The sequence below is a fragment of the Psychrobacter sp. NPDC077938 genome, from assembly GCF_044542635.1.
Lineage (GTDB): Bacteria > Pseudomonadota > Gammaproteobacteria > Pseudomonadales > Moraxellaceae > Psychrobacter.
Genome location: NZ_JBITUW010000003.1, coordinates 381,514 through 396,998 on the forward strand (window position 1 = coordinate 381,514; position 15,485 = coordinate 396,998).

14 protein-coding genes are annotated in these 15,485 nt (G+C 43.9%); 6 read left to right on the forward strand and 8 right to left on the reverse strand.

The features are described 5' to 3' along the window. Positions 1 to 133 precede the first annotated feature (133 nt). Complete coding sequence (locus ACIGBM_RS07545; protein WP_397477298.1) at positions 134 to 1,873, reverse strand: glutamine--tRNA ligase/YqeY domain fusion protein; 1,740 nt, start codon at positions 1,871 to 1,873, stop codon at positions 134 to 136. A gap of 293 nt (positions 1,874 to 2,166) precedes the next feature. On the opposite strand from ACIGBM_RS07545, the gene ACIGBM_RS07550 reads away from it, so the two are divergent. Together ACIGBM_RS07550 and ACIGBM_RS07555 are read left to right on the forward strand one after the other, a co-directional pair. Next, entirely contained in the window at positions 2,167 to 2,682 is a 516-nt protein-coding gene (locus tag ACIGBM_RS07550) for a peptidylprolyl isomerase (protein ID WP_057760980.1), read from the forward strand. A gap of 123 nt (positions 2,683 to 2,805) precedes the next feature. Continuing rightward, on the forward strand, positions 2,806 to 3,690 hold the full coding sequence (locus ACIGBM_RS07555; protein WP_397477299.1) for a UDP-2,3-diacylglucosamine diphosphatase: 885 nt from the start codon (positions 2,806 to 2,808) through the stop codon (positions 3,688 to 3,690). A gap of 118 nt (positions 3,691 to 3,808) precedes the next feature. Here the strand turns inward: ACIGBM_RS07555 and orn are convergent, their stop codons facing one another. Further along, a complete protein-coding gene (gene orn, locus ACIGBM_RS07560) occupies positions 3,809 to 4,396 on the reverse strand; it encodes an oligoribonuclease (protein WP_057760984.1) in 588 nt (195 codons plus the stop codon). Between the two features lie 230 nt (positions 4,397 to 4,626). Between orn and rsgA the strand changes: the two genes are divergently transcribed. From rsgA to secB, 4 genes are all read left to right on the forward strand, one after another. After that, positions 4,627 to 5,730: a ribosome small subunit-dependent GTPase A gene (gene rsgA / locus ACIGBM_RS07565; protein ID WP_057760985.1), complete on the forward strand. Its 1,104-nt coding sequence runs from the start codon at positions 4,627 to 4,629 to the stop codon at positions 5,728 to 5,730. Between the two features lie 221 nt (positions 5,731 to 5,951). After that, positions 5,952 to 6,407, forward strand: a complete 456-nt coding sequence (locus tag ACIGBM_RS07570; protein ID WP_201567342.1) for a rhodanese-like domain-containing protein — start codon at positions 5,952 to 5,954, stop codon at positions 6,405 to 6,407. 359 nt (positions 6,408 to 6,766) lie between these two features. After that, positions 6,767 to 7,030, forward strand: a complete 264-nt coding sequence (gene grxC, locus ACIGBM_RS07575; protein ID WP_021813631.1) for a glutaredoxin 3 — start codon at positions 6,767 to 6,769, stop codon at positions 7,028 to 7,030. Between the two features lie 192 nt (positions 7,031 to 7,222). Beyond that, a complete protein-coding gene (gene secB / locus ACIGBM_RS07580) occupies positions 7,223 to 7,675 on the forward strand; it encodes a protein-export chaperone SecB (RefSeq protein WP_057760989.1) in 453 nt (150 codons plus the stop codon). A 192-nt stretch (positions 7,676 to 7,867) separates the two neighbouring features. On the opposite strand, the gene adk is transcribed toward secB, so the two are convergent. The 6 genes from adk to ACIGBM_RS07610 form a co-directional block, all read right to left on the reverse strand. After that, positions 7,868 to 8,521, reverse strand: coding sequence for an adenylate kinase (gene adk / locus ACIGBM_RS07585; protein ID WP_180952604.1), 654 nt, complete (start codon positions 8,519 to 8,521; stop codon positions 7,868 to 7,870). 335 nt (positions 8,522 to 8,856) lie between these two features. Beyond that, on the reverse strand, positions 8,857 to 10,137 hold the full coding sequence (gene ccmI / locus ACIGBM_RS07590) for a c-type cytochrome biogenesis protein CcmI (RefSeq protein ID WP_397477300.1): 1,281 nt from the start codon (positions 10,135 to 10,137) through the stop codon (positions 8,857 to 8,859). Next, entirely contained in the window at positions 10,134 to 10,691 is a 558-nt protein-coding gene (locus ACIGBM_RS07595; RefSeq protein ID WP_397477301.1) for a cytochrome c-type biogenesis protein, read from the reverse strand. The genes ccmI and ACIGBM_RS07595 overlap by 4 nt, the downstream gene beginning before the upstream one ends. Continuing rightward, a complete protein-coding gene (locus ACIGBM_RS07600) occupies positions 10,688 to 11,365 on the reverse strand; it encodes a DsbE family thiol:disulfide interchange protein (RefSeq protein WP_397477302.1) in 678 nt (225 codons plus the stop codon). Before ACIGBM_RS07600 ends, ACIGBM_RS07595 begins: the two co-directional genes overlap by 4 nt. 1 nt (position 11,366) lies before the next feature. Then, positions 11,367 to 13,397 carry a heme lyase CcmF/NrfE family subunit gene (locus ACIGBM_RS07605; protein WP_397477303.1) on the reverse strand — a complete coding sequence of 677 codons (2,031 nt, stop codon included), beginning with the start codon at positions 13,395 to 13,397 and terminating at the stop codon, positions 11,367 to 11,369. A 280-nt stretch (positions 13,398 to 13,677) separates the two neighbouring features. Further along, positions 13,678 to 15,012 carry a hypothetical protein gene (locus ACIGBM_RS07610; RefSeq protein ID WP_397477304.1) on the reverse strand — a complete coding sequence of 445 codons (1,335 nt, stop codon included), beginning with the start codon at positions 15,010 to 15,012 and terminating at the stop codon, positions 13,678 to 13,680. Between the last annotated feature and the right edge of the window lie 473 nt (positions 15,013 to 15,485).

Consider the following 15,485-nt stretch of genomic DNA (forward strand, 5'->3'; position numbering starts at 1 on the left):
CATAATAACTGCACATAAAAAAGCCCATCCCTAGCGTACTAGAAATAGGCTAACTTGCAAACTACTATTGTTCAGTATTATTTCAAAATATTCATTTGGATAAGGATACTTTTAAATACTAAGCCAACATAAATTAAGCTGGCTTATAGCTATCACGTAAGCTAACGATTTGGTTAAATACTGGCTTATCAGTGCTGTGATCTTCGCTGTCAGAGATGAAGTAACCTTCACGCTCAAACTGGAAGCGCGTGCCAGCATCTGCATTGACCAAAGATGGCTCAACCACTGCATTTAGCTCAGTGAGCGAGTTCGGGTTTAGCGCTTGATGAACATCAGCGACGCCACTTGGGTCCTCAGCACTGAATAACTGCTCATACATACGTACTGTCGCTGGCACACCTTGACTGGCTGATACCCAATGAATCACGCCTTTGACCTTACGCCCTTCAGGGTTATTGCCCAAAGTAGCAGGATCAATCGTCGCTTTTAGCTCAACGACATTACCATTTTCATCAGTGATATGCTCAGTGACGGCTAACACATAGGTGTTACGCAGACGAATCTCTGGCTTTTCTGGAGAGAGACGCTTGTAGCCTGCTGGCGGTTCAATTTCATAATCACCTTGATCAATGTATAGCGTCTCGGTAAATGGAATCTCACGCTCACCCATATCCACGTTAGGATGGTTCGGCTGAGTCAACCAAAGCGTCTGAGTCGCATCGTCAAAACGTGCATTAACGCTATCGGCTTTTTGCGTCTCCCAGCTGCTGACCGCTTCGCTAAAGTTAGTGATCGTCACTTTCAATGGCTTTAGTACCGCCATACCGCGACCAGTAGTCGTCTCTAACGATTGACGAACGCTAAACTCTAGCAAACGGAAATCAACCACACTATCCGCTTTGGTCACACCCACACGCTCACAAAAATCGCGTAAGCCCTCTGGCGTATAACCACGGCGACGCATGCCAGCAACGGTCGGCATACGGGGATCATCCCAACCACTGACGATACCTTCATCTACCAGTTGCTTCAGCTTACGCTTACTGGTCAATGTATGATCAACGTTTAAGCGGCTAAACTCGTACTGATGCGGCGGCACGTCAAAGCCGATTTTTGCAATAACCCAATCATAGAACGGACGGTGATCTTCAAACTCAAGCGTACATAATGAATGGGTAATCCCTTCTAACGCATCCGAGAGTGGATGAGCAAAGTCATACATTGGATAGATGCACCATTTATCACCAGTCTGATGATGCGCTTGATGCATCACGCGATAGATAACAGGATCACGCAGGTTCATATTTGGGCTAGCCATATCAATCTTGGCACGCAAAATAGCCTTTCCTTCAGCGTATTTACCGTCTTTCATATCATTAAAAAGCGCTAGGTTTTCTTCAACACTGGCATCACGATATGGTGAAGGTGTTCCCGCTTCATTGAATGAACCACGGTTTTCTTTGATTTGCTCAGGGGTTTGCAAATCAACATAAGCGTCGCCTTGCTCAATCAATTGGATTGCCCATGCATGCAACTGATCAAAATAACCTGAGGCATGATGCGCCTCGCCTGCCCACTCAAAACCTAACCACTGTACATCGTTCTTAATATTGTCGATGTAATCTTGCTTTTCAGCGGTTGGGTTGGTGTCATCAAAACGCAGATTGCACACACCGCCGAATTCTTTAGCCACACCAAAGTTTAAGCAGATAGATTTTACGTGGCCTAAATGCAGGTAGCCATTTGGCTCAGGCGGAAAGCGCGTTACAATTTGCTGATATTTTTGCGCATTGACATCGTCACGAATGATATTACGAATAAAATCGTTTTTTGCTTCGTCTTTTTGTGCATTGTTGCTTGAGTGATCACTCATCGGGCATTGCTCCTAACGCAAATTGTCAGTTCATGGTGCGTGCCATCACGCATCACGAAACGTTTAAACTAAAGTGTTAAAATAAAGCGAGAATATTAAAACTTAGATAGTGCGACCGCATTATCAAAATTTATCAAAAATGGGTAAAGTTGCGTTATTCTATCAGGTTTCGCAAACGCATTAACAGCCTGATACATGACACGGGATAAAAAAGCCGTTAGACTACCCGTAACTTTTTAACCACCACTCACAATAGTGCTATTTAAGGCGCTGCAATCAAAAAGGAATATCTCATGGTAGACATGCCACCAGTAGTAGAACTTGAAACTAATATGGGTGCGATCGTTATCGAACTCAACGAAGAAAAAGCACCAAAAACCGTAGAAAACTTTTTAAACTACGTAAAATCTGGTCAGTATGACGGTACAATTTTCCATCGCATCATTGATGGTTTCATGATTCAAGGCGGCGGAATGGACGCTGAGATGAATGAAAAACCAACCAATGCGCCTATCGAAAACGAAGCGGACAATGGTCTAAAAAATGACAAAGGTACTATCGCAATGGCGCGTACCCAAGATCCGCATTCAGCAACTAGCCAGTTCTTCATCAACGTAAAAGACAACGACTTCCTAAACCACTCTGGCAAAAACATGCAAGGTTGGGGTTACACCGTATTTGGTAAAGTAACAAGCGGTATGGACGTTATCGAAAAAATGCGCAGCGTACCAACTGGTCGTTTCGGTATGCATGCTGATGTGCCAAAAGAGCCAGTTGTTATCAACTCAGCAACCATCATTACTCAGTAATAGTCATTCAATAGCAGCTACTCAGTAATAGTTACTTAGCGATAGCTGTGAATGAGCGAGCATTTTCTAGTAGAGTTTATTAAATCATGCTCGCCATAAGATAAGTCACGAGGACCAAGATAAATGCAAAGTTTTAATCACTTAATCACGACCCGCCCTCATCAAGTGCGGCAAGTATTGATTAGCGATTTGCATTTATCGCCTCAGGAGCCTGCCTTAGTGCAGGCTTTTTTGGCGCTATTAGATGACTGTCTTGCCCTACCAGCGCTCAAACGCCTCTTTATATTGGGTGATTGGTTTGAGGTGTGGCTAGGTGATGATACCTACTTGTCCCTATTAAAAGAGAAAAGGTCAGAAGACGAGCAGATAGCGCATTGGCTCACCCCATTGATTGCAAAGCTAAAACAGCTACGTATCAATGGCTGTGAGATATTGGTCATGCACGGTAACCGTGATTTTTTATTGGGTCAGCCGTTTTGTAATCTGTTCGGCGGTGAGCTAATCAACGAGCCGTATACTTTGCCTATTGGTCAGCAGAATTATCGCTTAGAGCACGGTGACGCACTCTGTACTGATGATAAAAAATATCAGTTCTTTCGCAAAATTATGCGCAATCGTTTAACTCAGTGGTATCTGCTCAATAAGTCATTAGAAAAACGCTTAGCCATCGCAGACAACATGCGTCAACGAAGCCAGCAGAACAATGCGAACAAAGCTGCGCATATCATGGATGTGAATGATAAAGCCGTACGTCAAGCCATTACTACTAGCGATGCATTATTACACGGACATACTCATCGTCCAGACATTCATCAGGCGACTGCTAATAAAAAGCGCTACGTGCTTGGCGACTGGCGATTATTAGATAAAGACACTCGCCAGCCGAAAGTTAGCGCCGTGATTGGCGCAGTGACAGATGACCAGCATTCAAATGACGATTTTAGTAGTAACGATTTAAGCAGTAATGCTGCTGAGTTTGGATTGTTTGAGTTTACAATGCTTGTTTGACTTGATCGTTGAACCTATCTAGAAAACAAAAGGGTCTGTTGAAATATCAACAGACCCTTTTTATTTTTACTACAATTCTTTTACTACACTTTTAAATAGCTTATCTCTTGCCAGTTTTTTAAGGTATTAGCTTAAAGAAATGTTGACGATAGTGCTTTAGCTCACGGATAGAGTCACGAATATCGTCTAAGGCTAAATGACTGCCCCCTTTTTCGAAGTTCTTTAAGATATCAGGACGCCAGCGGAAACAAAGCTCTTTAATTGATGATACGTCAAGATTGCGATAATGAAAGAACCGCTCAAGTTCTGGCATTTGGCGCGCCATAAATCGACGATCTTGGCAAATAGAGTTACCACACATTGGCGACTTACCACTATCAACCCATTTATTCAGGAACTTGATGGTCTCCGCTTCGGCTTCTGCCAATGTCACCGTACTACGACGTACACGATCGACCAATCCTGATTGACCATGCTGCTTGGTATTCCAGTCATCCATTTTATTTAAGACTTGATCTGATACCTTGATAGCAAACACAGGCCCTTCAGCAAGTACATTCAAATCTTCGTCAGTAACGACAGTAGCAATCTCGATAATCTCATCGTTTAAGGTATCAAGTCCGGTCATTTCTAAATCAATCCACACCAGCCCTTTTTTGCCTTGATTTTTGATTTTAATCTTATTGGGATGGTCACCGGTAGTCATACAATATCCTATGGTCATTAAATTTTGGGACAGTTTTAAAGATAATTCAAAAAACGTATTACGGTTGAATACTCATATTCAGGCAGCATTGCAATGCACTGATTGATTCAAAAAATCTAGAAAGCAGCTAAAATATTACAAAACCACTGTCTGCCGCAGACGCTTTAGGCTGTATGTTAGCAAATTTTCACGCTACACTTAGCAATATTTTTATAATAGGTCAAAAACCCATGGCATTAATCCGGCAACGCAAACTGACTAAACAACAGATTCGTCGCATCGACAAGCAGCAACTGTCCAATCAAGATAGTATTGATGACAGTTTGATGGATGGCGTGGTCATGGCGCATTACGGTAAGCAACTAGAAGTACAAGTCACTAGCCTGCCAGCTGTCATACCTGAGCAGCCAGAGATTGCACCTGATGATCCTGAGCCGTTTTGGCAAACGCTTGAATTGAATGATATCTGGCGCTGTCATGTGCGTACCAATCTACCGATGCTAGCTGCTGGCGATCAAGTACGCTGGAATGCTGACTCTAATACTGGCTTTGGTCGTATCGAAGCGGTCAAACCGCGTACATCGCTGGTTTCTCGTCCTGACCGCTATCATAAGCTCAAACCTGTTGCCGCCAACGTCGATATTTTGGCGATTGTTTTTGCGCCATTGCCTGCCGCTGCGCCAACGCTGATCGATCGCTATCTTGTGGTATGCCATCATGCAGGTGTCAAACCACTATTGGTACTCAACAAAGCCGACTTATTGGCAGAAGAGAACGGCGTGGATACCAATGAGTTATTGGCGCAGTATGCCGCGCTTGGTTATGAGAGCGTTCTGACTTCGGTCGATTGCCCTGAAAATATCGCCGAGAGTGATGAGCAAGAAGGCCTTGATGAACTAAAACGCTATATAGATAAAAAGCTGGTCATCTTCGCGGGTCAATCTGGCGTCGGCAAAAGCAGTTTAATCAATGCCCTACTGCCTGACTCTGGTCAGAGCGTCAATATCATCTCACAAAACTCTAAGCTCGGGCAGCACACCACGACGACCAGCCGACTCCTCCCATTTAACCCAGAAGACCTCACCCAAGGCGGTATCGTCGATACACCAGGGATTCGTGAATATGGCATTTGGCACCTCACCCCTGATGATATTATTTCGGGCTTCGTTGAGCTAGCACCATTGGCCGGCGGTTGCCAATTCCGTGACTGTCGCCATACTCACAACAGCAAAGGCTGTGCACTATGGCAAGCCGTAGCTGATGGTGAAGTATTGCAGCGCCGCGTTGAAAACCTCGTCACGCTACGAGAAGAGGCAGATACGAAGCCTTATTAATATTTGGCTTGTTAGTGACCGCTTTAATTAAACGCGGTCTTGTGAGTAGATATTTTTATTAGGCTGAGAAGATCCATAGATAGGTGCAATAACGGCCTAATTACTGCGCGTGTCATCGCCCGTTTACTATAGATGGCCTTATCGGTATAATAGCGCCTTGTTCGATATCATTGGGCTGTCTTCTCAGCTTAATAGAACACTTATTTTTTTGGAGGTATGGTTTGGATCGTGCGCTGGAATTTGTGGGCAACCACCCGTTTTTATTTGGTATATTAGCCGTACTTGCTATACTGTTTTTTACGATTGAAAACAAACGTAGCGGTAGAAAAATATCGCCTAACACGCTTGGCATGATGGTCAATTCTCAAAACGCGCAGCTTATCGATATTCGCGCTAAGAAGAAGTTTGAATCAGGCTATATTCAAGGCAGCCGTAACATACCATTCACTGACCTCAAAGACCGCTTAGAAGAGATTCGCGCGATTGAGCAGCCAGTGATTATCATCTGCGACATGGGCGTCCAAGCAGGCGCTGCGATTCAGATGATTGGTAAAGATAGTGTCTATCGCTTAGATGGCGGTATTGGCGGCTGGCAAGGCGCTGGCATGCCGTTGGTTGGTGTAAAAGACGCCAAAGCAAAGGCTAAAGGTAAAACAAAACCAAGTCTAAGCAAGTAATAGATGTGTATAAGCACTTAAGTGAAGCGTTTATACGCATCTCTTAGCTGATGTTTGTGTGACCTGACTGACGTTATCAGCGCTACCAACGCTATAAAGAAGACACCTTTTTATCAGGTGTCTTTTTTTGTGGTTTATTTTTTATGTTCTATTTATCATGTTTTATAGCACTAAAATACGTTTTGAGCCAAAACGGCTTGAATTTGTTATGCCCATCCCCACTTTAGTAATGAGCATCACCGAATGCATTTTTGCTTTACTCATTGATAACAGACTATACCAACGCTTAGACTATGATAATTTATCATGCTCTCTATAATACGTTTGTTATCCCATAAATTTATAAATAAGGATTTACCATGACTGTATCTGTAAAAGTTTACACTACCCCTATCTGCCCATACTGCTCAAACGCCAAACAACTACTAAAAACCAAAGGCGTTGATTATGAAGAAATCGGCATGCACGATATGAGCAGCGAAGAGCGTCAAGCGTTGATGAAAAAAACCAATAACTACCGCACTGTGCCGCAAATCTTTGTTGGTGAAACCTTTGTCGGTGGTTTTGATGAGCTTAACCAAATGAACCAACAAGGCAAGCTTGACGAGCTATTGGCAGGTTAATCTGCTACCTTTCTTTACTGTCTGTCTTTATTTATGTAAAGATAGGCAGTGGCTGGTTTTAATAGAGCAGTAAGAAGTAACAATAAAAAATATCGAGACAATACCAAAAAATAGTCTCGATTTATATTACAATGAACGTTTATTAAAATGACGATTTGCCCAATCATTTGATTTAATTTTAGAGGATTTACCATGGCTGAAGAACAAGCACAACCACAATTGGCACTAGAACGCATCTACGTAAAAGACATGTCACTTGAAGTCCCAGGCGCTAGCGTATTCACCAAAGAATGGAACCCAGAGCTTGATATCAATTTGTCTAGCAACGCTGAAAAACTAGATGACGATCATTATCAAATCATCCTAACTGTGAGCGTTACTGCCAAAAATGCGGAAGAAGCAGCATTTATCGCTGAAGTGCATCAAGCAGGTATCTTCTTACTAAAAGATATTCCGGAAGATCAAATCGGTCAAATTTTGGGCGCATACTGCCCTAACGTGTTGTTCCCATATGCTCGTGAAGTCATCAGCGACATCGTGACGCGTGGTAGCTTCCCACAATTGCTACTAGCACCTGTGAACTTTGATCAAGCATATGCACAGAGCCAACAGCAAGCACAAGTTGATGCTCAAGGTAACGCATAAGCATTAATTAAAATATATGAGCTCTACCAGTCGTATATTTGATAAAAGGCCGTTTACTTATAATGAGTAAGCGGTTTTTTTGTGGGTATGTTTTATGAGGCATAAAATCATCAGCTATAAAAAAACCCTGCTATTAGACAGGGTCTTCAACGACTACATCGACTGGCTAAATCAATTAGCTAACATCGATAATTAACCTTTTAGTGCAGATAGGATTTGCTGCTTAACGTCATCAATACCTTGCGTACCATCAAACTTGTCATAGTTAGGCGCATCATCGCCTTCTTTAGCTTTGTCTTGGTAAAAACCAACCAATGCTGACGTTTGCTCATGATAAGTAGATAGACGGTCACGAATAGTCGCTTCTTGATCATCTTCACGCTGGATAAGCGCTTCACCAGTGACGTCATCGATGCCTTCAACCTTTGGTGGATTGTGATCGACATGATAAACGCGGCCTGAACCTGGATGCTGACGACGGCCAGACAAACGGCTCACGATTTCATCATCAGGTACACTGATTTCGATAACATGGTCGATAGCAACATCAGCGTCTGCAAGTGCTTGCGCTTGAGGAATAGTGCGCGGGAAGCCATCTAGGATACAACCATTCACACAATCAGGCTTAGCGATACGCTCTTTCACTAGGTTGATAATAAGGTCATCAGAAACCAAACCACCAGCATTCATGATATCTTTGGCTTTTTTGCCAAGCTCGCTACCTTCTTTAATTGCTGCACGTAGCATGTCGCCAGTTGAGATCTGTGGAATATCATATTCTTTAGAAATAAACTGGGCTTGGGTACCTTTACCGGCGCCTGGTGGTCCTAGTAAAATAATACGCATCATTACACGACTCTCCTTAATAGATAGGATTTTGGGATTAATAAAACTCTGGGATTAGTTGTTTGCAAAGCTACCTTACCTTGTGGCCCTGCAAAGCTCAAGTATTTTCATTATTGATGTGATAAGTTGGCATGACTTATCTGTTCATACATGGTCAATTCAAGATAAAAAGTAGCAGCATTGACTGCGTTTGGAATGCCCATTTATATATTTGGGTTCACTTCATATCTCTTTCAAATTAGAGTAATCATAACACTGCTGCTCGCGTCCGTACTGAGCAACAGCGTCTATATGATAAATACCATTAGCGTCCGGTATTTATATGACTACTATGACTATGGCACTTGTTGATTGATTTCCACGTTGACCTGATTTTGTTCTGCGCTGATAACCACGGGATTGCCCGAGAGGTCGCCTGACTCTGCGGTAGCATTGCCACTATGACTGATACGAGCGATGACCGCTAACTGCACTTTATCAGAACGAGCCGATCCTAGGGTACGCTCAGGCATCATAGCATCAAGATCACTTAGGCTAATAACTGCTTCGCCTTGTTTGATATTGCTAATTGGTAGACGCTTAGCCGCAAATGGTGGACCACCTTTTACGTCACGTATCGCTACGAATAGCGTATCGTCAGCTTTTACCAATGGTAACAGACTAGCATTTATTTTGACTGTCACCTCGACGCCTTCAGAAGCCTGCTGCTGCTGCATGATTACATTAGCACTAAGCTCATCTAGACTTGATAGCGCTTGCGTATGATCGCCTGGTTTGGCCGCGATACTGTCACGCAGACGTTTAATCCAGCCTTGCGCTTGATCAAAATTACTAGCACGAGCCTCACCCATCGCCATAAGCATTTGTGCGCCTTCATGCTCTGGGTTTGTGGCTAATATGTTTTCTAACACTCGGCGGCTATTGGCATCTAACTGACCTTTATTAGCAAAGAAACTGATCTGCGCATAAGTGGTCGCAATTTCTTCGTTATCAGGTGATAGACGATAAGCGCGCGACAAAGCCTCTAACGCCGAATCAGTCGCCTCTAATGACAAGAATAGCTCTGATAGGCGCATCCAGCGATTGTAGTCACTGGCATGACGATAGACGTTAGTCTGCATAGCACTGATCAGCTGATTACCATCCTCAATTGCCCAAGCAGGTGGCTGATCGATTCTACCTGTTAATAGATCGTCCGCCACTTGACCGACTTTGTCCTCAGCAGCCCACAGCTCAAAGACAGGTGTGCGATCACCGACCATCAGATATGCCATGGCGGTCAATACAGGCACCCAAACCATAATAATCAATCGGCTTTTGATACCTGGCGTGATCATCGGTGACACTTCACGCTGAGCGTCCAAAAGCTGACGTTCAAGCTCAAGCTTTTGGTTTTGATAGTGATGGTCATCAATGATACCACTGTCTTTATCTGTTTTCAGCTCTGCTAGTCGCTCACGAAACACAGCAACGTTGATATCCAGCAGTTGATTGTCCACAGGCTTACTATGCGAACGCGGTGCTCTTAACCACGGCTTAATGGTGATAATGCCCAACAACAAAGCGACAAGTAAACTTAGCGCAATAAATAAGCCAACAGTAGAAAATATGGTCATTTTTTGCCCCCAAGGCTTGTAGTGTCGTCTTTGTCATCGTTATTGGCTCGTGACAATAAGCGATCAAGTTCTGCTTTTTCAGCGGCAGACAACGCTTTGACATGGTTGTCTACTGCTACACCACTCTCGCCGCTGGCGACAAGCTGACGGCGTTTACTTTGCCAAAACCAACCGACCAATAAAACAATCAATAATAATGGTGGGAAAAACCATAAAATCCATGTTGAAGGGCGTACTGGTGGCTTATAACTGATAAAGTCGCCATAACGCTCTTGCATATAGGCTCGAATCTCGCCATCACTACGCCCATCTTTTATCAAATCATAGGTTTTTTGCTTTAAGTCTTGCGCAATTGGTGCATCAGACCCTGCCAAGTTTTGGTTTTGACATTTTGGACAACGCAGCTCTTCGATGAGACCACGGTATTGTGCTTCTTGTTGCACAGAGTCAAAATCGTAGACATCAATGGCAGCAAAGCTTGCTATGCTCAATAGACAAGCGATAAACAAGCTTGCTAATTTTATGGTCACATTTCTTATTTGGTAGGCTATCATTTGCACGCCTCCGCAACTTGGCTCGGATCTGGACTGACACCATTGTTACTAGCGTCATTGAGTACCATTAAGCAAGGCGTAATACGACTTTGCCAATTGCTCTCATTGATCTCACCGATGATATGCTGACGAATAATCCCATCCCCATCGACGATGAAAGTCTCAGGCGCACCAGTCAGACCCAAATCTAGAGCGAACTGTCCTGATAAGTCCTGAATAGACATAGAGAACGGGTCGCCACCGCGATTCAGGTACCCTAACGCATCCCCAATATCATCTTTGTAGTTTACGCCCACCAAGTTAACACCGCGCTCTTCTAACTTCATCAAAAAAGGATGCTCAATAATACAAGTTGGACACCAAGAGCCCCAGATATTCATGAGGAATGGCTTATCTGGCAGGTTGTCATTGGTCATAATACGACTGGTATCTGATAACAATGGCAGCTCAAAGGCAGGTACTGGACGCTCAAGCGCCGTATTGGTCACGATATCAGTCGGTTTGCCCAAACGCATATAGAGCATAGCGACCAAACCAATAAAGATAACCAACGGAATCAAAAACCCAATTTTAAGTTTTTTCTTAGTTTTTACTTTATTGCTGCTTGGTGTTTTGATCTCGTTGACAGATTCTTGCTGAGCTTTTTTATCAGGTTCATTGTTTGAGGTAGTCATATTAACGCTCCCCTATCTTTGTAGCTGACGTATCCAAATCTGCAACCGTCGCAAAGCCTGATTTTTTGGCCGCGATTTGCGCAGGTGTTTTGGTTTTTTTGATACGGTAACGATTGTCTAGCATACTGAGCAATGCACCGAACGCCATGATAAGTGCACCCAACCATATCCAGCGGATAAGCGGTTTGACATAGATACGGAAAGCCCATTCATTGCTATCTTCAGCAATCGGCTCACCAAGTGCTACGTAGACATCGCGCATCAAATTGGCATCAATCGCAGCTTCTGTCATCGGCATCATACTGATAATGTAGTTACGCTTTTCAGGATATAACGTGGTCACTTCTTGACCGTCTTTACTGACTGTTACTTCTGCTTGGGTGGCGTCAAAGTTACTGCCTTTTACTTCACTAAAACCTTTTACCGTAAAGTCATAGCCTTGCACATTGACACTGTCGTTGGGCCCTAATGCCACATCACGCTCGATGCTCAACGTACTGGTAAATGCCACACCGATAACTGCAATGATGACACCAATATGAGCGGTCTGCTGACCCCAATAACTCAAACGCAACTGGCGTAAACCGTTTAAGCGACTTGGTGCATTTTTTGTTTTGTCTTTGAAATCGACAACCATCCATAACAACACCCAAAAGCTCACAGCCAATGTGACACCGATATTTAGCATCGCTGATGGACTGGTGAAATAGGTAATAATGGCGGCCAATACCAAACTGCTCACCGCGATAACCATACCAGCACCCAATAACGGGCGGCTGTCTTGTTTCCAGCGGATATTAGAGCCCATACCCATCGCCACCAGTAGCAGCCATGTCAACGGCACAAACAGGGCGTTGAAGTATGGAGGGCCAACAGATACCTGACCTAAGTTAAAGGCATCAGCAATAATAGGATATAGCGTACCAAGTAGTACCACTAAGGTTGAAATTAGAATAATAACGTTATTAATTACCAAAAATGATTCACGTGAGATAAGTCGATACTGACTCTCGACCGTCAAACGCCAGCCACGTATAGCAAACATCAATAGACCACCGCCGACGATGATACCGAGGATGACTAGAATCACTAGACCACGCGTCGGATCAGCGGCAAACGAATGCACTGAGGTGATGACACCTGAACGTACTAAGAACGTACCAAGCAAGCTAAGCGCAAAAGCAAAGATTGCGAGCATAATCGTCCATGCTTTAAATACACCGCGTTTTTCGGTGACAGCAAGTGAATGTAGTAGCGCCGTCCCTGCCAACCATGGCATCAATGAGGCGTTCTCTACTGGATCCCAGAACCACCAACCGCCCCAGCCAAGCTCATAATAAGCCCACCATGAGCCAAGCGCGATACCGACTGTTAAGAAACCCCAAGCAGCCAATGCCCATGGACGCGACCAACGTGTCCATACCGCATCCAAACGCCCTTCCCACAGTGCTGCCATACAAAACGCAAATGGCACAACCATGCCCACATAGCCCATATAAAGCATCGGCGGGTGAATGATCAGACCAAAATCTTGTAATACAGGGTTTAGATCCGCGCCATCAACAGGTAGATTGGGTAATGTGCGATCAAATGGCGATGAGGTAAAGATAAGCATCGCCAGCATCATCATCTGCACGCCTGCCAATATCACCAGCACTCGCGCACGCATAGACAACGGCAACCCACGACTAAAGTAAGAGACCAGCGCACACCAAGTGGCCATGATGGTCATCCAAAGCAGCAGTGAGCCTTCATGCCCGCCCCATGTCGCCGACAGCTTGTAATACCAAGGCAGCAATGTATTGGAATGCTGAGTGACATAGACGAGACTAAAATCGTTGTAATAAAAGCCTGCCATCAGCGCTGCAAATGAGGTAATCATTGCCGCAAATTGCGCCCATGCTAGACTTGGCGCCAAACGCTGCCAAGCGACGTGGTCACGCATGACGCCAATGGTTGGTAGTACCACCTGCAAAATCGCCAATATAAAAGCGGCCAGCAAGGCAAAATAACCCAATTCTGTGATTAACATACGGTCTAACCTTGTTTACCTTGGATACAATTAAGGGTTCACCGATGGCATTGCTAGCCACTGGCAAACGCTAATAGTCCTTTATGCGGTCATAGTTTACGGTTAAAAACTGAGGTTTCAATTGCTGTAGAAGCACATAAAACCCGCTACTATCATTGTGACGTACCAATATGAATGATTGATACAAATTGCTTATCTGTCGTTAATTTTACATTTTTTAGTTATTCAAAGCTTATTCAATATAGCCGTTCATGACTAATTAAAAATACTTATTGATGCATTATTGCATCGAGGGGAAAAATACTAACACTAAATGCAACCAACCTGCTAGAAAACCAGTCAAACCGCCCAAAACAATCAACGTCATCTCATCCTCACGGAAAGCTGGACGCAACAGGTTCTGAAACTCATTTGGCGTGAGCGCACGTATTCTATCGCGAAACAGACCAAATATCTTACTGGCTCGGCTTTCGTTTAGCTCAGGATCTCGTAGTGGTACCATCGTTGCGACAATAGACTTATCGATAATGGTATTTTTGAGTTGTCCATAATCACGGCGACCCAATCCCACACGTAATGTCGTGCTAATCACTGGTGACTCTAGCACCGTATATAGATGCGATTTCATCAAATCACGCGTTTGTGCTGAGCGATCACCATACATCATCTCATTCATGATGTTTTCTAAAGTGACCAAATCCTTCACCACAATCTCAGCAAAAACCTCAGAAACTTCCTCTTGGCGCTTCATAAAGCCGCCTTGCAAACGATACTTTGCGATATGCGGTATGACAGGTTTGATAAATGGAAAGCGACTCTGCACCGTAAACAGCTTCAAATAAGGGATAAAGTGCGGCTCTACTGGATTAAACACCATCCAAATGGCAATCCAATTGGTGAGAAAACCCCAAATCGCGGCAAAGAACGGTACGGTCCAATGCTGCGGCACCACCAAAAATATAAACATCTGGATAATACCAAATACCAGACCAATCAATGCACTGATGTGCCAGATAAAATCGATCTCTTTTTGCCCAACCTTTAGAAACATATTGACCATCAAGCGACGATCGTTTTCCATGGTATTGACAATCATTTTGCGCATATCGACCAAGTCTTCGACATGATAAGTCAAATCTGTCACCAGCGACTGCATAATACTGGGTAGCTCTTTGTGGGCTTGCGCATAGACACGGCGCTTTAGGGCGTAAGGCAGATTGCCCCACAATGCTGGCGAGTGATCCAGCATAATCTCATCAATCAATGGCTCAAGGTTTTTGTCCACCGTATCAGTGACAAACATCGCCATTTGCTCAGGCTCCATCGCCTTAAAAAACTCATCAAGCGAACCGAGTTTTGAGAGCGTCTGGTCAACGATAACCCCTGATATCTTGCCCGCTTTGCGCGGCACGATACCTTGCCAACCAATACCTGGCAGCCCAAAAAATGGGAAGTTAGGAATACGAATACCCCAAAACTTGACCGGATAGAACAGCATCTTGAGCGCCATCCACACATGTACCCAAGTGACGAATGCCGTCACTGGTGGGATGGTCAGCATGGCAAAAAACTCTGGGTGTTCAGCTATCGTCTGCCATAATGAATTTACGTCCATGACTTATCTAGTCCTTGACAGGTTGATTGTCGTTGCTAATATTATCGCTACTGATAACGAGACTTTAGCAAAATGAGAACGTTTCAAAAGACGCTCCGCCCATAATAACTACTATAAAATAAATCGCCTGATTTTAGCATACTTGCCATTTATTAGCACATGTAGACCAGCGGCAAGTTGTGACTAAAGATGACATGGTTGATATCGTCTGTTAACCAACAAAAACCTAAATATAAGCCAGTTCTTGGTCAGTAGATAATCAAGACAAAATATATGACTGAGTACTGCGCCTGCTCATTTGTTCTGTTATAATTTGTAGTGCAATAACAAAGACTACCTGCGTATAAATGACTGCATAACGATTTCACACCATACCCTTCTATGTGATTGAAACCATTTGCATTATCTTTTAGACTCACCGCACTTTGGTTAACCAACCTGCCCTCTTATTTTTCTTTTATTGACTCACTGAC